The organism is Neisseria sp. HMSC061H08 (assembly GCF_001836795.1).
GTDB classification, from domain to species: Bacteria; Pseudomonadota; Gammaproteobacteria; order Burkholderiales; family Neisseriaceae; genus Neisseria; species Neisseria subflava_A.
This window is the reverse complement of sequence record NZ_KV830588.1, coordinates 215,676-235,317: the sequence shown is the minus strand read 5'-3', so window position 1 is coordinate 235,317 and position 19,642 is coordinate 215,676. Positions and strand designations below refer to the sequence as shown.

17 protein-coding genes and 2 tRNA genes are annotated in these 19,642 nt (G+C 49.7%); 12 read left to right on the top strand and 7 right to left on the bottom strand.

Annotation, left to right across the window (positions count from 1 at the left end):
• The first annotated feature begins 61 nt into the window (after positions 1-61).
• On the top strand, positions 62-1,501 hold the full coding sequence (locus tag HMPREF2675_RS10130) for a porin family protein (RefSeq protein WP_070814975.1): 1,440 nt from the start codon (positions 62-64) through the stop codon (positions 1,499-1,501).
• A 166-nt stretch (positions 1,502-1,667) separates the two neighbouring features.
• Here HMPREF2675_RS10130 and HMPREF2675_RS10125 read toward each other — a convergent pair whose 3' ends face one another.
• Together HMPREF2675_RS10125 and HMPREF2675_RS10120 are read right to left on the bottom strand one after the other, a co-directional pair.
• Positions 1,668-2,504 (bottom strand): PHP domain-containing protein, encoded by an 837-nt coding sequence (locus tag HMPREF2675_RS10125; RefSeq protein ID WP_070814974.1) that lies wholly within the window; start codon positions 2,502-2,504, stop codon positions 1,668-1,670.
• Between the two features lie 65 nt (positions 2,505-2,569).
• Positions 2,570-4,966, bottom strand: a complete 2,397-nt coding sequence (locus HMPREF2675_RS10120; RefSeq protein ID WP_070814973.1) for a penicillin-binding protein 1A — start codon at positions 4,964-4,966, stop codon at positions 2,570-2,572.
• A 153-nt stretch (positions 4,967-5,119) separates the two neighbouring features.
• Between HMPREF2675_RS10120 and pilM the strand changes: the two genes are divergently transcribed.
• From pilM to aroB, 7 genes are all read left to right on the top strand, one after another.
• A complete protein-coding gene (pilM, locus tag HMPREF2675_RS10115) occupies positions 5,120-6,211 on the top strand; it encodes a type IV pilus biogenesis protein PilM (RefSeq protein WP_049322605.1) in 1,092 nt (363 codons plus the stop codon).
• 4 nt (positions 6,212-6,215) lie between these two features.
• Positions 6,216-6,839 (top strand): PilN domain-containing protein, encoded by a 624-nt coding sequence (locus HMPREF2675_RS10110; protein ID WP_049322604.1) that lies wholly within the window; start codon positions 6,216-6,218, stop codon positions 6,837-6,839.
• Positions 6,839-7,510, top strand: a complete 672-nt coding sequence (gene pilO, locus HMPREF2675_RS10105; RefSeq protein WP_049322603.1) for a type IV pilus inner membrane component PilO — start codon at positions 6,839-6,841, stop codon at positions 7,508-7,510. Before HMPREF2675_RS10110 ends, pilO begins: the two co-directional genes overlap by 1 nt.
• 15 nt (positions 7,511-7,525) lie before the next feature.
• Entirely contained in the window at positions 7,526-8,068 is a 543-nt protein-coding gene (locus HMPREF2675_RS10100) for a pilus assembly protein PilP (RefSeq protein WP_003684527.1), read from the top strand.
• Positions 8,069-8,088: 20 nt separating this feature from the next.
• Entirely contained in the window at positions 8,089-10,221 is a 2,133-nt protein-coding gene (pilQ, locus tag HMPREF2675_RS10095) for a type IV pilus secretin PilQ (RefSeq protein ID WP_049344275.1), read from the top strand.
• A gap of 121 nt (positions 10,222-10,342) precedes the next feature.
• On the top strand, positions 10,343-10,864 hold the full coding sequence (locus HMPREF2675_RS10090) for a shikimate kinase (protein ID WP_083323923.1): 522 nt from the start codon (positions 10,343-10,345) through the stop codon (positions 10,862-10,864).
• Positions 10,865-10,886: 22 nt separating this feature from the next.
• Positions 10,887-11,966, top strand: coding sequence for a 3-dehydroquinate synthase (gene aroB, locus HMPREF2675_RS10085; RefSeq protein WP_070814972.1), 1,080 nt, complete (start codon positions 10,887-10,889; stop codon positions 11,964-11,966).
• Between the two features lie 129 nt (positions 11,967-12,095).
• Here aroB and HMPREF2675_RS10080 read toward each other — a convergent pair whose 3' ends face one another.
• The 3 genes from HMPREF2675_RS10080 to HMPREF2675_RS10070 form a co-directional block, all read right to left on the bottom strand.
• On the bottom strand, positions 12,096-13,409 hold the full coding sequence (locus HMPREF2675_RS10080) for a sensor histidine kinase (protein ID WP_004520850.1): 1,314 nt from the start codon (positions 13,407-13,409) through the stop codon (positions 12,096-12,098).
• Between the two features lie 29 nt (positions 13,410-13,438).
• Positions 13,439-14,116 carry a response regulator gene (locus tag HMPREF2675_RS10075; RefSeq protein ID WP_070814971.1) on the bottom strand — a complete coding sequence of 226 codons (678 nt, stop codon included), beginning with the start codon at positions 14,114-14,116 and terminating at the stop codon, positions 13,439-13,441.
• A 146-nt stretch (positions 14,117-14,262) separates the two neighbouring features.
• Positions 14,263-14,829, bottom strand: a complete 567-nt coding sequence (locus HMPREF2675_RS10070; RefSeq protein ID WP_004520847.1) for an NADPH-dependent FMN reductase — start codon at positions 14,827-14,829, stop codon at positions 14,263-14,265.
• Between the two features lie 136 nt (positions 14,830-14,965).
• Here HMPREF2675_RS10070 and HMPREF2675_RS10065 point away from each other — a divergent pair, with 136 nt between their 5' ends.
• The 4 genes from HMPREF2675_RS10065 (at position 14,966) to HMPREF2675_RS10055 (ending at position 19,210) form a co-directional block, all read left to right on the top strand.
• Positions 14,966-16,393, top strand: coding sequence for an MFS transporter (locus HMPREF2675_RS10065; protein WP_070815028.1), 1,428 nt, complete (start codon positions 14,966-14,968; stop codon positions 16,391-16,393).
• 71 nt (positions 16,394-16,464) lie between these two features.
• On the top strand, positions 16,465-17,877 hold the full coding sequence (gene dacB, locus HMPREF2675_RS10060) for a D-alanyl-D-alanine carboxypeptidase/D-alanyl-D-alanine endopeptidase (protein ID WP_070814970.1): 1,413 nt from the start codon (positions 16,465-16,467) through the stop codon (positions 17,875-17,877).
• 391 nt (positions 17,878-18,268) lie between these two features.
• Positions 18,269-18,520 (top strand): hypothetical protein, encoded by a 252-nt coding sequence (locus tag HMPREF2675_RS11315; RefSeq protein WP_141759975.1) that lies wholly within the window; start codon positions 18,269-18,271, stop codon positions 18,518-18,520.
• Between the two features lie 108 nt (positions 18,521-18,628).
• Complete coding sequence (locus tag HMPREF2675_RS10055; RefSeq protein WP_070814969.1) at positions 18,629-19,210, top strand: J domain-containing protein; 582 nt, start codon at positions 18,629-18,631, stop codon at positions 19,208-19,210.
• A 187-nt stretch (positions 19,211-19,397) separates the two neighbouring features.
• Here HMPREF2675_RS10055 and HMPREF2675_RS10050 read toward each other — a convergent pair.
• Together HMPREF2675_RS10050 and HMPREF2675_RS10045 are read right to left on the bottom strand one after the other, a co-directional pair.
• Positions 19,398-19,474 (bottom strand) — tRNA-Asp (locus tag HMPREF2675_RS10050).
• 32 nt (positions 19,475-19,506) lie between these two features.
• A tRNA-Val gene (locus HMPREF2675_RS10045) sits at positions 19,507-19,582 on the bottom strand.
• Positions 19,583-19,642: the final 60 nt, after the last annotated feature.

The following is a 19,642-nucleotide window of genomic DNA, read 5'->3' as shown; positions in this document are numbered from 1 at the left end:
TAAACACTTGCCTCCAAATCTCTCAAGGTCGTCTGAAACTTGCGACCGGAAAGCCGACACCATGTACAAACCGTCTGCCTGCCTGATTCTGCTTCTTTCTGCTCCCGTCCTTGCCGCGCCACGTTCTGACTTTTCAGACGACCGTACCGCGCAACGCCTGTGGCAGAGCACCCGCCAAACCATGCAGGAACAGGAACAAAAAGTGCGCGAATATCATCTCGATATTTCTGCTCCGCATATCAGGCAGACAGCTGAAACAGATCCCGAAGCCGACCAAGGCGAAGCCCTGTTTAACGCCGTCAACCACAGCGATTGGCAAACCGTTCGCCCGCTGCTGGAGCGTTATACCCAGCAAAAAGAATACGATCCCGATATCGCTTCGTTTGCCCGCGCCTCATTGGCTCGAGGCGAAGGTAAGTGGAAAACAGCCAAACAAGAATACGAAACCCTGCTGCAACGCCACCCCGACTTCACACGCGGACGGCTTGATTACGCACGCCTGCTTTTTGAAGGCCGTCTGAACCGCGAAGCCTCTTCTGAATTTGCACGCCTTCAAAACGAAGACTTGCCCGAAGCCGTCAAAGAAAACATCACCCATTTCCAAGATGCTTTGAACCAACGTCAAAGCTGGAAGGGCAGCCTTTCCGTCGGTGCCGTCCACAACAGCAACATCAATGAAGGCAGCGGCAAAGTGTGGTGTAAAACCGAAATCGACGGCGAATGCTGGGAAGAATTTTCCGGCGACAAACCCATTTCCGCCAACGGCATCAAATACGAAGCCGCCGCCGTCCGCCGCTGGCAGATTAAAGGACACCACGGCATCGCTGCCCGAGCGCTCGGCTACGGCCGCTTCTACCGCGATCATCGGGACTTTAACGAACACACGCTCAACTTCAGCGCAGGCTACCAGTTTGAAAACCACCGCCACACCTTTGCCCTCGCCCCGCTCGTCGAATGGAACGGCAGCGGCGGCAAAACCCTCAACCGCGCCTACGGCGTACGCAGCGAGTGGAACCTCGACAAAGGCAGCTGGACGTGGAACACCGAAGCCGAGTGGAAACACCTCTCCTATTCCGACAAAACCCGTTTGCTCGACGGCAGCCTCCTCTCCGTTTACAACACCTTGTCTTATTTTCCGCGCAATGACCTCATGCTCTACGGCGGCATAGACTGGCAACAACGCAAAACGAAAGATCCTGTGGACAGCTATCGCCAAATTTCTGCACGGTTGGGTGCGGCAAAAATATTTGAGGCCGGTTTCGATGCTTCAATTTCTGCGACTTTCGGTATCCGCAGCCATAGGGAAGAGAATGCCGTCCTCGAACAACGCCGCCGCGACAAAGAACAAACCTACCGCCTCAGCATAGGCGCTGACCGCTGGAAATTCGCCGGCCTCAAGCCCGTCCTCAGTTATAAATACCGCCGCGTCAACGGCAACACCGACTGGTTGTACAGCTACAAACAAAACGAAGTCGGTTTGTCGCTGGTGAGGTCGTTTTAACTTGCGGTAAACAGGCATAAAAATGAAAAGGCCGTCTGAAAGTATTTTTCAGACGGCCTGATTTATAATGGAAACGCTGATTTTAAGAATATTGAACTTTAGCTGAATGGAAACAGGTTGCTTAAAAACTAGGGGCTGTATTTTCGTTTTGAAAATTTAGAAAAATTCAGACGGCCTTAAAGTGTTTCCAGACAGGACGGCATTGTTCGGGTAAGTCGGGGCAGGCGCCGAGTATGCCGCCGCTGAAGTCGTTGGGGCGGTGGAAGTCACTGCCTGCGCTGGCGAGAAAGTCGAAACGGTCGGCAAGCAGGGCATAGTTGAGGCGGTCGTTTTTACAGCAGTTACCGCTGTGCACTTCAATTCCTGCGCCGCCGAGATTTTTAAACTCTTGAAACAGGTTTCGTTTGGCGGTGGCGGATAATTCATAGCGCATCGGGTGGGCGATAATGGCCATGCCGCCCGCGCCTGTAATCGCGGCTACGCAGTCTTCCAATGTGGCCCATTCATGTCTGACGGAACAGGATCTGCCGTCGCCCAGATATTTGGTAAATGCCTGCTGTTTGTTTTTGACATGGCCTTCGCGGATGAGGAATTCGGCAATGTGGGTGCGGCTGGCCATTTCTTTGTTGGCAGCCAATGCGAGTGCGCCTTCATACGCGCCTGTTATGCCTTTTTTCTCCAGCTTGGCCGCGATGGCTTCCAATCGTTTCAGACGGCCTTTGCGGACTTCTGCAAGCAGGTTTTGCAGGGCTTCGTTGTGTTCGTCAAAGTCCAAGCCGACAACGTGGATGGTGCGGCCGCGCCAAGTGACGGATATTTCCACGCCGTTGACGAAGGGGAGGCCGAGGGTATCGGCTTCGGCACGTGCTTCGGCAAGTCCGCCGGTATGGTCGTGGTCGGTTAGGGCGAGCAGGGTGCAACCGTTTTGACGGGCGAGTCGGACAACTTCGGTTGGAGACAACATGCCGTCTGAAACGGTTGAATGGCAGTGTAAATCAATCATGGTTTTGCTTTGAATTTTCTCAAAAAAGGCCGTCTGAACGTTTCAGACGGCCTTGCTTTAGAACATTAGAACAGAGAGTCCAGTTGTTGTTTGTTATTGTTGCCGGTATTGCTTGGCAGAACTGGGGTTTCGTCTAATTCTTCACGGGCTGGCGCAGTGTTGCTCTCGGCACGGCGGCGGTTTTCATTCGGAACCGCGCGACGGGCAGATTGAGCGGGATGCGGAGCAACGCCGCTGTTGTCCAAGGCCAGGTCGGAGCTAGTGGTCATGCGTTCGCGCATATACACTTCGCCACCGTTCGAAACCACGCCCTCAGGAGCTTTCATCGGTTTGACGCTGGTACCTTTCAGGGCGAAGCGCATATATTCTACCCAAACCGGTACGGCGATTGTACCACCATAGCCTGCACGACCCATGCTGCGCGGTTTGTCAAAGCCGATATAGACGGCAGTCACAACGCTAGGGTTGAAGCCGACAAACCATGCGTCTTTGTTGTCGTTGGTGGTACCGGTTTTACCGGCGATGTCGGCGCGGCCGAGTGCGGCTGCACCGCGTGCGGTACCGACACGGACAACGTCTTGCATGATTTTGTACATGATGTAGGCGTTGCGCGGGTCAATGGCCTGAGGTGCGTTCTCACCGGCTACCAAAGGTTGCATTTGCGCTCTCAGACGGCCTTGGCTGTCGTAGATTTTGTCGATGACGTGGGCAGATACTTTGTAACCGCCGTTGGCAAAGACGCTGTAACCTTCTGCAATACGCAACGGCGTGGTTTCGCCTGTACCCAAAGCCATAGACAGGCTGGCAGGAATTTCAGACGGCTTGAAGCCGAAGCGTTGGATGTATTGTTGCGCGTAACCGATACCGATAGACATTAGGATGCGGATGGACACCATGTTTTTCGAAGCGGTCAAAGCCTGGCGCAGCGTGATGTAACCGGAATAGCGGCCGTCTGAATTTTTCGGGTTCCACACTTTGCCATTTGCACCTTTGCCCGGCAGGGAAATCGGCGCATCGTTAATCATGGTGGAAGCAGTCATGCCTTTTGCCAAAGCGGCGGAATAAACGAACGGTTTGAACGTAGAGCCGGGTTGGCGCATGGCTTGAGTTGCGCGGTTGAAGGTTTTGCTGTGGTAGTCGTAGCCGCCGACCAATGCGCGGACTGCGCCCGTTTTCGCATCTAAAGACACCAATGCGCCTTGTAGCAAAGGCTCTTGAACAACGGTAAAGGTATCGCCGCTGCCTTTAACGCGAATGACGGAGCCGCGACGGATGCGGTCATCCCCCATTTTTTCGTTGTTGACGGCACGGGCGGCAAAGCCTAAAGCGTGGCTGTTCAGCGTCACTTTACGGCCGCTTGGCAACTGAATCTGTACACCTTTACGGGAGGCTTCCAATACAACTGCCGGAATCATTTTATCGACGGTGTAAAGCGTAGAAAGGTATTGGCTGACAGTTTCTTCTACGTTGTCGCTTTTGCTCAGGTCGATGTAGTTTTCTGCACCGCGGTAGCTGCTGCCGCGGTCGAAATTGCGCAGAACTTTACGCAGGGCTTCAGTGGCCACGCGCTGGTGTGCGGTGTCGACGGTGGTATATACCTTGAAGCCTTGAGTGTAGGCATCTTCGCCGTATTTCTCAAACAGCTCTTGACGCACCATTTCGGCAACGTACAGGGCGCTTTGATCGATGTTTTGTACAAAACGCTCGTAATGCAACTCTTCTTTCAAAGCCTGATCGCGTTGCTGCAGGGTAATCATGCCTTCTTCCAGCATATTGTTCAGAATATAAGCCTGACGCAGTTTGGCACGCTCAGGGTTCACAATCGGATTGTAGGCGGAAGGGGCTTTGGGCAAGCCAGCCAGCATGGCGGCTTCGGCCAATGTTAATTCGTTAACATTTTTATTGAAATAAATTTGAGCGGCAGATGCAAAACCATAAGCGCGTTGACCCAAATAGATTTGGTTGAAGTACAGCTCCAAAATCTTGTCTTTGCTTAAAGACTGCTCGATTTTGTAGGCCAACAGTGCTTCGTTGAATTTACGGGTGAACGAGCGCTCGCTGCTCAGGTAAAAGTTTTTAGCAACCTGTTGCGTAATCGTACTGGCACCGGATTGGACGCCGCCAGCCATGACGTTGCCGATCGTGGCGCGCGCCACACCCCAAACGTCCACGCCCCAGTGGTCATAGAAGCGTTTGTCTTCGGCGGCAATCACGGCATTTTTCAAAACTTTGGGAAAGTCCCCGATTTTGGTGAATTCACGCCGTTGCTCGCCGTAAACGCCAATCACTTGGCCGTCTGAAGAATAAATCGTCAGCGGCATTTTGGGTTTGTAGTGTTGTAAAGTGTCCAAAGACGGCAGCTTCGGATAGGTGACCAAAATTGCAATTGCAATCAGCCCCACGCCGAAAAGAGCCAGTCCTAATAAGAGACCCATGCAGGTCGTTATAATCTTTTTAATCATGACTAGGTAATAATTTTGCCATTAATGGCGATAAATAAAGTAAAATGGGAAACGATTTCTATCAGCCACAGTCAATACTGTGTAAAGAATAAGAAGTCCTTTACGGATAACGAAACAGTTACTCACTCCTAAATGATACAGGGAAGTCAAATCATGCGCTTATTTAAAAGCACGAAAGATACCAAAACAGGCAAGGCTTCTAGCGGATTGAACAACCGCTCTGCCATCGGCGTCGACATCAGCCAACATGCCATTAAGATGGTACAACTGACAGGCCGTAGTTTAAACCAAATTCAGCTGGAAAAATACGTTATTACCAAATTGCCTAAAAATATTGTCAAAGGCAACAAAATTCAAGACTACGATCAGCTTGCTACTTACATCCAACATACTTACACACAATTACGCAGTTCTTGCAAAAATATTGTTGCTGCTGTGCCACAAAATTTGGCGACAGTTGAGCAAATTATTTACAACCCGCGTGATACCGATTTGGACTTGGAAGAGTTTATCGAGGCGGAAGTCGGCCAATTTGCGCCTATTGAAGAAATGAACTACGACTTTCAAGCTGAAGAAGTCGGTTCAAGCCAGCATGTTTTAGCTGTTGCCGCCAAAAAAGACGATGTCGAGCCGCGCATTGAAATGTTTGAAAATGCCGGCCTGCCTTTGTCCGCTTTGGATTTGGACTCGCTGGCGCAACGCAATGCCTTCGTCTATTGGATGAATACGCATGCTCCCGAAATGGCAGAGGAAAAAGTTGCCGTGTTCGGCATTCATGCGACTCAAATGTATGCCCTGATTCTGCAAAACGGCCGTATTCTCTACAAGCAGGAAACGCCGGTCAGTACAGAGCAGCTCAATCAGCTGATTCAGCGTACTTATCAGGTAACGGAAGAAAAAGCCGCTCAAATGATGGCTTCCCAAAACAAGCCTTCCGACTACCAGTCTCAGATTGCCGACCGTTTTAATGTGCAGGTTGCACAAGAAGTTCAGCGTGTTCTGCAATTTTACTATACCACGCAGGCCACTGATTCTTTTCACAATATCAAACACATCCTGCTGACCGGCTTTACCGCGCAGCAGGCAGGTTTGGCAGAAAGCATTTTCTCGCAAACCAATACGCCAACAGAATATCTGCATCCGATTTCATATGTGGAACGCAGTGCAAAAGTAGAATTGCCGCAGTTTCAAATTGATGCGCCGTCACTGACTTTGGCGTTCGGATTGGCATTAAGGGGACTTTGAGAACATGATCGAATTAACCAGAATCAACCTTCTTCCGTATCGGGAAGAGATTAAACAGCGCAAGCAGCAGCAATTCAAAATATTGATGCTTGGCGCTTTTGCCGTGGGTTTGGGCTTGGCGGCCGCAACTTATCTCGGTATTGACAACGCCATCAGTAATCAAGAAGGGCGCAACAACTTCCTGCAAACCGAAATCGACAGACTCGATAGGGAATTGGGCGAAATTGATAAACTTCAGCAAGAAAAAGAAGCCTTCTTGGCTAAAAAGCTGAAAGTGGAAGAATTGCAGGAAAAACGCTATCAAGCGGCCTATATCCTTGATTCTTTGAATACGCTTACGCCCGATAATACTTATTTGACCGCGTTGGAAGCCGAAAGCCCGACCAGCTATAAAATCAGCGGCCATGCCATCAGCGACAATAAAATCGCCGTTATGATGCGCTCCCTGCCAAGTACAGGTATTTTCTTGCAGCCTGAATTGTTGAGCATTAAAAAAGTAGATAACTACCAAGAATTTACTTTGAAATCTTCAATCAATCAGGTGAATACGCCGGCTCCCGCACCGACTGCTCAAAGCAGCGGTGAAGTGGCCGAACCTGTGGCCGAACCTGCTCCGGAGGCTCAATAATGGCATCTAAAAACCTGAAACAATTGGACGTACAAAACCTGTATCTGCTCAATATGCCTTCAAAACTTTTGCTGGCAGGTTTATTGATTGTCGGCATGTTGGCTTTGGGCTATGTCGGCGTCTTTAAAGATCAGATTGAAACCTTGAATACGCAGGAAGCCAAAGAAGATGAGCTGAAGGAAACCTTTACGCGTAAAAGCATTCAGGCGGCGAGCTTGAACAATTTGAAGGCTGAATTGGCTTCGATCCGTTCTGCATTCGACGTTTTGTTGAAACAATTGCCGACCGATGCGGAAATTCCGAACCTGATTCAAGAATTGCATCAGGCAGGCTCAACCAACGGATTGCGTTTGGATAGCGTTGCACCGCTCCAACCTGAAAACGATGGTCCGATTCAAAAACTGCCGTATCAGATTTCCATCACAGGCAAATACTCACAGATCAGCCAATTTACCCGTGATGTAGGCGATTTGTCGCGCATTATTACTTTAGATTCTTTGAAACTTGTGAACGCAGGCGAGGACAAAGAAGGCAAAGGCAATAAAGGCGAGTTGACATTGAGCGCGATTGCGACGACTTACAAAGCCCGTCCGGCCGAAGAGATTGCTGCTGAATTGGCTGCGCAACAGGAACAAGAAGAAGGCAAACCTGCCGAGAATGAGCAAAAATAAAAGAATAGGGAAATCATGAAAAAAATCATCTTACTCTTAAGTCTTCTTCCCTTGGCAGCCTGTACGCAAAGCTATGAAGATTTGACTCAATGGATGACGCAAACCCGTCAGGAAGCAAAATCCAAGATTATTCCGTTTGAAGAGCCGACGGTTACATTGCCTAAGCCGTATAGCCCGCCGAACTTTAAAGGCATGAATGCGTTTGATTCACGCCGTTTGGACACTGCGCCTAAAGGCGGCAATGCGCCGGATGTGAACCGTCCGAAAGAAACATTGGAAGCCTTCAGTTTGGAAAATATGGCCTTTGTCGGAACGCTGCAAAGCGGCGGCAAAGTTTCCGGATTTATCAAGGTTAACGACCATGTTTATACCGTTTATCCCGGAAACTACATCGGTCAGAATTACGGCAGAATCCAAAGTATTACCGAAGACAAAATTATCTTGACCGAGCAAGTTGAAGACAGCTACGGCAACTGGGTGTACCGGAAGGCCGAATTGCCATTGAGCAGTAAAGAGGCGGATTCTTCCAATAGCTCCGATAGTTCGAATTCAAATTAATTTAGGGGTCTCACTCGATTATGAAAACCAAGCACATGACAAAATTATTTGCCGGCTTCAGCGTTGCCCTCGCTGTTCAGACGGCCTTTGCAGGCAATATTACCGATATCAACGTTTCCACTTTGCCTGACAACCAAAAAATCATCAAAATCCGTTTCGACAAAGACGTCACTACACCTCATGGTTTTGTAACATCTACTCCGGCGCGTATCGCATTGGATTTTGCCAACACCAATATCCGTTTGCCTCAGCCTGTTTTGGAATATGCCGACCCATTGCTGCATCAAATTACTGCGGCACAAAACAATGACCGTGCACGCGTGGTTTTGGGTTTGAACAAAATCAGCCAATACAATACTGAGATTCGCGGCAACGAAGTTTGGGTATTTGTAAATGAATCTACTGATCAAACCAATGCTGCCATTGCCAATGAACGTGCGGCTACGCCGTCTACCGCGCGTGCTGCTCAGACTTATCAAGCCGTTTCAGCAGCCAATATCGATTTCCGCAAAGGCGCACGCAATTCCGGCATTATTGAATTGTCCGCCCCAGGTTTTAGCGGACAGCCGGACATTAAACAGCAGCGCGACCGCGTGGTTGTGACATTGAAAAACCATACGCTGCCGACACAAGCGCAACGCAGTTTGGATGTGGCTGACTTCAATACCCCTGTACAAAACGTTACGCTCAAACGTATCGGCAATTCTACCCAGCTCATTATCCGCAACAATAATGCGAATTGGGACATCAATACCAAAGCTTCTTCAGGCCGTTTTGTATTTGAAGTATCGCCTAAAGCCGCCAATACCGAATCCGGCGGCTTGAACCACAATGCGAACAAATCGTTCAAAGGCCGTAAAATTTCTTTGGATTTCCAAGATGTAGAAGTTCGTACCATCTTGCAGATTTTGGCGAAAGAATCCGGCGTGAATATTGTTGCCAGCGATACCGTCAAAGGCACCATGACTTTGTCCTTGAAAGATGTACCTTGGGATCAGGCTTTGGATTTGGTCATGCAGGCGCGCAATTTGGATATGCGCCGTCAAGGCAACATTATCAATATCGCCCCCCGCGATGAATTGTTGGCAAAAGACAAAGCCTTCTTGCAGGCTGAAAAAGAGATTGCCGAATTGGGTCCGCTGTATTCTCAAACCTTCCAGTTGAAATACAAAAACGTGGAAGAATTCCGCAAAATTCTGCGCTTGGAAGAATACGACAGCAATAATTCCAATACCCGCAATACTCTGTTGAGCAACCGAGGCAGCGCCTTAATCGATCCGGCTACCAATACGCTGATCGTGACCGACAACCGCGGCGTGATTGAGAAATTCCGCAAACTGATTGATGAATTGGACGTTCCAACCCGTCAAGTGATGGTGGAAGCGCGCATTGTTGAAGCAGAAGATACCTTCTTCCGCAACTTGGGCGTTAAATTTGGTTCCGGTGGTGCAAGTGGCCGTAACGCATGGGGCAGCAACTGGAGCAATGCACAAACCAACTACAATACCAATGCCTCGTTTAACCGTGGTGATGTCCGCTATCCTACTTGGTCTTTGGATCCGAACGTCAGCCTGCCGACCGCAGCCGCAGTCAACAGCATTGCGCTGGTGCGTGCGTTCTCGTCCGGTGCATTGGGTTTGGAAATCAGCGCGTCTGAAGAACAAGGTAAGAGCAAAACCATTTCCAATCCGCGTGTGCTGACACAAGACCGCAAAGAAGCCAAAATCGAATCCGGTACGGAAATTCCTTACCAAGAAGCTTCTTCCAGCGGTGCGACTTCGATTACCTTCAAGAAAGCCGTTTTGGGCTTGACCGTAACGCCGAATATTACGCCTGACGGTCAAATCATCATGACTGTGAAGATTAATCGCGATACCCCGATCGACTGTACCGTGGATTCTCTGACAACCAAGTGTATCAACACCAAACACTTGAATACCCAAGCCATGGTTGAAGATGGCGGTACGCTGATTGTCGGCGGTATTTACGAAGAAGAAAGCACCAATGCAGTGAACAAAGTCCCTGTTTTGGGCGATATTCCTGTTGTCGGCAATCTGTTCAAATCACGCGGCAAGCGTGAAAATCGTCGTGAGCTGTTGATTTTCATCACGCCGCGCATTATGGATAATGTGGGTAACAATCTGCGTTATTGATTTTAGAATAACAAACAGGCATACCTGCAAAGGTATGCCTGTTTTCGTTTTCAGACGGCCTTTCGTTTCAGGCCGTCTGAAAAACCACGAACTTTTCCAAGAAACCGCCATATCGTATAAAATGACCCACATGGAAAAAATCAACGGTAATTTAATTTTAATCGGGCTGATGGGCGCGGGCAAAACCACTTTGGGCAAGCAGCTTGCCCAAATGTTTGAATGCCCGTTTTACGACAGTGACTACGAAATCTGCACTTCTTCGGGCGTATCCATTCCGACCATTTTTGAGATGGAAGGGGAGGAAGGCTTCCGCAACCGCGAGACCAATATGCTGAAAAAGCTCGCTTCCCGGCGCAACATCGTTTTATCGACCGGTGGCGGCTCCGTATTACGCAGTGAAAACAGACAGATTCTGCGCCAAAACGGCATGGTTGTTTATCTGCATGCCAGCCCCGAAACCTTGCTGGAGCGTACTCGTTACGACAGCAACCGGCCGCTGTTGCAAGTTGCCAACCCTTTGGCCAAACTGCAAGAGCTGTATGACCAACGCGATACGCTTTACCGTCAAACCGCCCATCTCGTCATTGAATCCGACAGCTGTCACAAAACGCTCAAACGCCTGATACAGGCTTTAGACGAATAAACACGCTTTGCAAAGGAACACCATGCGCACCATGACTGTCCAAACCCCGTCCCATCAATATCCCATCTTTATCGGGCATAAACTGATTGAGCAGGCCGATACGCTGCTTCAGACCTATTTAGGCAAAAAAGCAGCCATCATTACTAACGAAACCGTTGCGCCGCTTTATCTCAAACAGCTTCAGACGGCCTTAGACAGACTGGGCGTGCCGCATTTCAGCATCATCCTTCCCGACGGCGAAGAGTATAAAAACTGGCAGACGCTCAACCTGATTTACGATGGTCTGATGCAAAACCGTGCCGAACGCAAAACTACTTTAATCGCTTTGGGCGGCGGCGTGATAGGCGATATGGTCGGCTTTGCCGCGGCGACTTATCAGCGTGGCGCACCTTTTATCCAAGTACCGACCACATTGCTCAGCCAGGTCGATTCCTCGGTCGGTGGTAAAACTGCCATCAACCATCCGCTCGGTAAAAACATGATCGGCGCGTTCTACCAGCCGCAAGCCGTTTTGGCCGATTTGACCGCCCTGCAAACGCTGCCGCAACGCGAACTTTCCGCAGGTATGGCGGAAGTCATCAAATACGGCGCATTGGGCGATGCCGAATTTTTTGCCTGGTTAGAAGAAAATATGGCCGACCTGATGGCGCAACATCAAGAAAAAATGGCAGAAGCCGTTTACCATTGCTGCAAAATGAAGGCTGATATCGTTGCCCAAGACGAAACCGAGCAGGGCATCCGCGCATGGCTTAATCTCGGCCACACTTTCGGCCATGCCATCGAAGCCGAAATGGGCTACGGCGTATGGTTGCACGGTGAAGCCGTTGCCGCCGGTTGCGTCCTTGCTTCCCGTTTGTCGCAAATTTTGGGCAAAACCCAACAAGCCGATACCGACCGAATTGCCGCTTTAATGGAAGCTGCCTCCCTCCCGTCTGCGCCGCCTGTTTTCTCATTTGAAAAATGGATTGAACACATGAGCCACGACAAAAAAGTCAGCAGCGGCATCATGCGTTTTGTCGGTTTGGAATACTTGGGCAAAGCCAATATTACCGAAATTACCGATATGGAAATCCTCCGCCAAACCTTGCAGCCGTATTTGTGAGGAATGAATGAGGTTTGCTTTAAAATATAAAAAGGCCGTCTGAAAGTCATGTTCAGACGGCCTTTGGTTTTAAAGCGTTTTGATTCATCAGATTAAAGCTAGATAAACCAATTTGGGCGGGCCAATTATTTAAAGCGTCTTTTTATCCAACTCGGCAATAATCAGCAAGCCGCTGTCAAAGCGTCGGCTGTCGGCCAGTTTCAGACGGCCTTGATGGCGTTTGACAATGGTGTCTGCGATGGACAGGCCAAGTCCGGTGCCTTGTTGTTCGGTGCCGAGAATACGGTAGAAAGGGTCGATAACGCGTTGGCGTTCATTGGGGGGAATGCCGGGGCCGTTGTCTTCCACCCAGATGTTGAGGTATTCGGCGGTTTCGTCAAAGCCTAAATCGATGCGGCCGCCTTTGGGAGTATAGCGGATGGCGTTGTCGGTCAAGGTTTTGATGAGGGTGTAGATTTCGGTGTCGTCGGCGTGGATTTGGCAGTCGTTTTCGACGGCGACGCCGATGTCTTGACCTTTAGCCAGCGCCAGCGGCATGAGTTCCTGCAAGACGCGGCGGAACTGGTTTTGCAGGCTGATCAGGGTTTTGGGGCGTTGGGTTTCGGGCGCTTGGGCGCGTGCGAGGGAGAGGAGTTGCTCGAGCAGGTGGCGGTTGCGCTGTATGCTTTGTTGCAACAGGGCGGACTGCTCGCGTGCTTCGGCGGACAGCCGCATATTGTTGAGCCGCTCTGCCTGAAGGGAAAGGGCGGTCATGGGGCTGCGCAATTCGTGTGCGGCATCGGCAATAAAGCGTTGCTGTTGGCGGACGTTTTCATCGGTACGTTGCAACAGGTTGTTAATGGCGACGACAAAGCCTTGGATTTCGCTGGGAATGTCTTGCGTGTCCATCGGCGAGAGGTCGTTGATTTGGCGCTGCTCCAAATCGCTGGACAGGGTCTTGACGGAACGCATGGTGCGGTGGGTAATCCAGACAGTGAGCAGGATAATCAGGGGCAGGGCGAGGAGCATGGGGAGAATGCTCTGCACGGCAGCCATTTCGGCCAGCTCTTCGCGGTAGTCGCTTTCCTGCATGACGGCAATGCGGCCCTGTTTGGTGGTGCGGGTGTAAACGCGGTAGTAATCGTCGTCGTCATCGGCCTGAATGGTGTGCAGGCCGTCTGAAATCTTCTCAGGCAGGCTGACAATGGGGTTGGGCGTATTGGGAAATTGAACGGAAATCTTGTTGTCGTTGTCGAGCGAGTGTTTCTCGTCATCGGCATCGCTCGGGTCGAGATAGTTCGCGACTTGGCGCAACAGGTCGTCTTGAACCTCTTGGGTCTCGTGATAAGTATCGTAATATGAAAATATGCCTGCAAGAATGGAGAGGGGCAAGAGCATACAGATCAGGGCGAGGCTGATCCGGACTTGCAGGGATTGTTTGATGGTGTGGATAAGGCGTTGCATGGTTTGTGTGTTGATATTGTTTTGGTTTTTCAGACGGCCTGGTTGTTTTGTGCAACCAGCCAGCCGACCCCGCGGACGTTTTGAATCGCTTCTTTGCCGAGTTTTTTGCGTAAGGCGTGAATCAGGAAGTCAACGGCGTTGCTTTCGACTTCTTCGCCCCAGCCGTAGATTTTATCTTCCAAATCGCTGCGCGACAGAATCATGCCCGGACGCAGCAGCAGGGCTTGGAGGACGGCAAATTCTTTGTTGCTGAGCATGATGGCCTGCTCTTGCCCGACCACTTCTGCCTGATGGGTGGAAGGATTGAGCATGATGATGCCGTTGGTCAGCAGCGTTTGCGCCTGTCCGCCGTGTCGGCGCAATACGGCGCGCATACGGGCTTGCAGTTCCGCCATGTCGAAGGGTTTGACGATGTAGTCGTCTGCGCCGCCGTCTAGGCCGTTGAGCCGGCTGTGCAAATCATCGCGTGCGGTCACGATTAAGACGGGAACGGTACAGCCGCCGTTGCGGATTTGCGCCAATACGTCCAAACCGTCTTTGCCGGGCAAACCCAAATCCAAGAGTAGCAAATCGTATGCCTGCGCCGCCACTGCTGAGGCAACTTCCGAACCGAGGCTGACCCAATCGACAGCGTAGCCGGTGTCTTTCAGGTTGGCACTGACGGCTTGGGCAATCATGGCATCGTCTTCAACCAATAATACGCGCATGGAAGTTCTCCGGAGGATGGGTGGACAGTGATTATAACCGCACTCAATTAGTAAAAATTTAGGAAGGGTTGAAAAACTGATTTTTTGCAAAAGATGAGGCCGTCTGAAATTTCGTTTTTCAGACGGCCTGTATGCTTCAATTCCGATTATTTAGGGTTTTTCTCAATCAAGGCAACCAGTTGGTCGATATAGCCTTGAACAAAGCCGCGCGCAGATTCGATAAGCTGGCTGTTATCGTCAAACAGGGTAGGCGAGTTGCCGAGAAACACTTCCGGTTGGCCGGTCAATGGCATATCGAAATACGAAAGGGCAAGGCGCAGATTTTTTTGCGCGCTATAACCGCCCATTTTGCCGACAGAATGACTGATGATGCCGGCAGGTGTTTTTTTCCAGGCAACATCGGCATTGGGTTTGGAGCCGATGTCGATGGCGTTTTTCAGGCAGGCCGGTACGGTACGGTTGTTTTCGGAAGTCACGAATAATACGCCGGCAGAGGCTTTGATGGTTTCACGGAACTCGGTATAGCTGGATGGAGTGGGGAAGTCGGTAACGGCAGGATCGTCGTAGTCGAAGTTGTATAAAGGTAAATGGCCGATTTCGACGATTTGCGCTTCGTAGCCTTCGGGGAACATGGGAATGACGTTTTGTGCGACTTTTCGTGCGAACGAGCCTTTACGCAGGCTGCCGACCAAGATGCTGACTTTCTTTGACATGTTTTTCTCCTGTTTAATAATAAAAATGAAAACAATTCTAAATTTTAGTGTTATCTGGGGAAGCGGTCAAGGTTTCAGACGGCCTGTCAAAATGGTTTATGCTAAAATAACGGTTTCGCTGATATTTCAAATTATTATGCACGCTTCTGATTCGCAAGAGGACGCAACGGCACACGAATACTATGCCGACAATCCCGACTTTCCAGCTAAAACCATTGTCGCCACCTTATTCATCGGCGCATTTTTCGGCTATCTCAACGACACGCTGCTGAATGTCGCGCTTACGCCGATTATGAAAGATTTTGGTGTCGATAAGACCACGGTTCAATGGCTGACAACGGGCTTTTTGCTGGTTATGGGGGCATTTACGCCGATTACGGCAGGCGTGATTCAATGGTTTGAAACGCGCAAAATGGTGCTGTTTACGCAGGCAACGTTTTTAGCAGGATCGCTGATTTGCGCGTTTGCACCGACGTTTGGCGTATTAGTGGTCGGTCGGATGGTGCAGGCAGTGTCTGCCGCGTTCTTTGTTCCGCTTCTGTTTAACGGCGTGTTGTCGATTTTCCCGCCCAACAAGCGCGGAACGGCGATGGGTGTGATTACCATGATGTTTACCGCCGCGCCTGCAATGGGGCCGACGCTGTCGGGCATCATCATCGACCATACGCATTGGCGCGTGCTGTTCGGTTTTACCGCGCCGTTTATGTTGGCGGCGATGATGCTGGTGGGCAAATATTTGACGGTCAATTTGAGCAACATCAGCCGTCCGAAAATTGATATGTTGTCGGCTGTGCTGTCGATTGCGGGCTTCGGCGGGTTGGTTTATGCGAGCAGTAATTTTGCCCATATGCCGCTGCTGGAATTTATCCTGCTCTTTGCTGCTTCCGTTGTACTGGTGGGTTGGTTTGCGCACCGTCAGTTCCATTTGGCTACGCCGTTGTTGAACCTTCGTGCGTTTGAATACAAACAGTTCAGATATTGCGTTGTGATTTTGGCTGGTGCGATATTCCTGTTCTTGGGCTTGGAGTTGATGGTGCCGATGTACACGCAGCAAGTGTTGATGCTGACCGGTACGGCAACCGGCCTGATTCTGATGCCTGCCAGTATTGCCCAAGCGGTTGCCGCGCCTTTGTTCGGCAAATTGTTGGACAAAAAGGGCGGACGCTTTGTCGTTTTGCCGGCAACAGTGATGCTGGTGGTGTCGTTGGCGGTATTGTGGCTGTTTTTGCGGATTGATACGCAAGTGGTGATGTTGACGGCGATGTTTACGCTGTTGGCGCTTTCCGTGTCTGCTTGTGTAACCGGCGAAACTCATGGTCTGAACGCGTTGCCGAAAACGCTCAATCCGCACGGTGCGGCGATTCTGACCACCATCAACCCGATTGCCGGTGCCATCGGCGCGGCGTTTTTTGTCGGTGCAACCAATATCGGCGAGAAACTTTCCAGTGCAGATATGCCGCAACAGGCAATGTTGGATGGTATCCATTTGGCGATGGGTTGCGCTTTGGTTGTCGGTGTCGTGGTCGTCATGTTTGCTTTGCGTTTGAAAGCGCATCAGAAATAAATAAAAAGGCCGTCTGAAACGTTCAGACGGCCTAAGTACCTCGTAAGAATTTATAAGATTTTTGTAACACAATGAAGTTGAAAAGTATTTTATCAATCAGCCTGATGATGGCGGTTTGTCCGTCATGGGCTTTGGATTTCGGGCGTATTCCTGAAAATGAAATTTCCGTTTATGTGCAGGAATTGGACAGCGGCAAAGTGATTGCCGAACACCGTGCCGATGAATTGCGCAATCCTGCTTCGACCATGAAGCTGGTAACGGCGTTTACCGCGTTTCGTATGTTGGGTGGCGATTATCGTTGGAAAACCGAGTTTAAAACCAACGGCTCGATCAAAGGCGATACGTTGAAAGGCAATGTGTATTGGGTGGGGAGTGGCGATCCTGTGTTTGACCAGCATGATTTGGTGCAAATGCAGCAACAGATGCGCGATAAGGGCATACGCCATATTGACGGACATCTGATACTCGACCGCAGTCTGTGGGGCGATGTGAAGAATCCGGATGATTTTGCTTCCGATTCTGCCGAAAGCTTTATGACGCCGCCCGATCCCAATATGTTGGCGTATAAAACCGTTGAACTCCGTGCTGAAAAAGAAGAAGACGGAAGCTTGGTTATCCGTACCAATCCGCCGCTGCCAAATCTGAACATTCAAAACAAATTGACGCTTGAGAATAAAGAAGGGAAGTGCAGTGTTTTAAAAAACCACATGAAAACTTCCTATAAAAACAATACGCTGACCGTATCAGGCAAGCTTCCGGAAAGCTGCTTGGGCAAAGAGCTGTATCTGAATATGTACAGTATGAAAGAATATGTCGGCAAAAGTTTTGTGAACCAATGGCGCCAACAAGACGGTACGGTTTCAGACGGCCTGACAACAGGTGTCGCGCCTCATGATGCGCATGTGTTGGCAAGCCATCTATCCAAACCGCTTACCGATATCCTCACCGATATGAACAAGCATTCCAATAATCTGATTGCCCGTTTGGTTTTCCTTAAATTTGCCGGAAACATGTCTGATTACAAGCTGGCGCAGACTAAGGCCGCCTCTATCGTAAAAAGCGAGCTGGCGGTTGCCGGTATCAATACGGAAGATCTGGTGTTGGAAAACGGCTCAGGTCTGTCTCGCGTAGAACGGCTCAATGCGCGCATGATGGCGCAAATGTTGGAAAAAGCCTACTTCAGCCCGTTTAAAAACGAGTTTATCAGTACGCTGCCAATTGCCGGTAAAGACGGCACGCTTAAAACACGCTTGAAGCAGCCCGGTGAAAACCTACGCCTCAAAACCGGTACGCTTAAAGATGTTCGCGCACTGGCTGGGTATTGGTTGGGCGAAAAGCCGTTACTGGTTGTCGTCATTATCAACAGCCAAAAATCAACCGATTATTTACGCGACTTGGATAAGCTGGTGTCTAAAATTGTTCAGCCCGGTGGCGAACATTGGATTGATGCTAAGGCTTCCTGCATGATTAGGTATCAGACTTGATAAGCTAAAAAAGGCCGTCTGAAAATGTATTGACGTTTTCAGACGGCCTTTGTGTAAGATGGGAGGCAAGTATTTATGTCTATTTTGAAAGATGATTTAGGGATTTGATAAATAAGCGTTTGGTGTGAATCAGCTTGAGATGGATGGTTTTTAGGATTCAAACCATATGTCTGCTTTATTGTGTTGTCCTGTTTATACTATCTAAAAAGCTCGATTCTTTATAAATAGGTCATGCATGTGCCTTTGCCCTTGTTTTGCTGGGTCCGGGCAATTCGGTCGGCAGCCCTGTACTTTATTTTGGAGAGTTTCTAAGCCTGGCGGCAAAACCTATTGGGGCTGGGGGCGAATAGAGATGTAGGATATTTATTACGTCGGATTTTATTGCGCGGCCATGCGCGATTACAAAGGGGATGTACCAAATGGATTTTATGCTGGTTCTAATGTGGCTCAATCCGCTGCCAGTTACCTAAGTCCTATAAGTGGCGGCTTTATGGCTTCCGACCTATATCTTTTTGTCCGCTTCAACACCTACGGCACGCCGTTGCCCGTTTGGATTTTGCGCAGTGTCCAGCCTTCGCCGGACAAGCAAAACGGCCGCGATGGTTTTACTGCGTGTTTGCGCGGTAATACGGTAGCCGAATAAAAGATAAGGCCGTCTGAATAACACATTCAGACGGCCTTTATACCGTTTGTTTCTTTTTTATGCCGTTTGTTTTAGAATACATTATTTAAAATAAATATGGAGAATGAAATGGAAAACTATTACAAACTTCTTGGGATTATGTCATCTGCAACGGAAGAAGAGATTAAACGGGCTTTGAGGCGCGCTGCGGGGCGACAGGAGCTGGAATTGGATGAGATAAGATGGTGTCGCGAGTATTTGCTGAATCCGGCGGCAAAGGCGGAATACGATAAAATCCTCCATGCCGAAAATCCCGATCTTGCTAAAGAAGAAAGCGAAAAAGCGAAGGAAAGAGAAAAGCTCAGACGGAAAAATAAAAAAAGCGAAGGGTCTGATTTCTTTAAATTGATCGGCACCGGGATTCTGGTTTCCATCCCGATACTTTGGTTTACATTCAAAAACGGCGGTACGTCATCTAAGCCGAGCGTATATCAGGCGCAATCAGCCTGCGAAAGCGCGGTAACAGGTATTTTAAAATCGCCTTCTTCGGCTGATTTCGGAGGGTGGCAACGACGTGAAAATGCTGATGGGTCGTTTGAAATAAGCGGATATGTCGATTCGCAAAACAGTCTCGGGGCTATGCTGCGTGCGCGATTTAGCTGCTCCGTCGATGCAAGTGGCAGTCAGGCGAAAATTACTTATTTCCGCTGAAATTAATAAAACAAAATAGAAACAAGCAAGTGGGTGCAACTATGCCAAGCCCCGATTTTCGGGGCTTTTGTTTTAATTGGGTTTTAAAAACCAAATTAAAAAGAAAGGCCGTCTGAAATGTTTGAAAGGCATAGGGTACAGACGAAAAAAATACCGGTAAAAACCGGTATTTTTATTTTTAACTTGATGGCGCGGCGGACGGGGCTCGAACCCGCGACCCCCGGCGTGACAGGCCGGTACTCTAACCAACTGAGCTACCACCGCGCATCCATTGTCAGGGACAATGAAAAGGAAAGTGGTGGGTGATGACGGAGTCGAACCGCCGACATTCTGCTTGTAAGGCAGACGCTCTACCAACTGAGCTAATCACCCGTAAAAGGAAGATACTGAAAAATCAGTATTTTTAAATAATGGCGCGGCGGACGGGGCTCG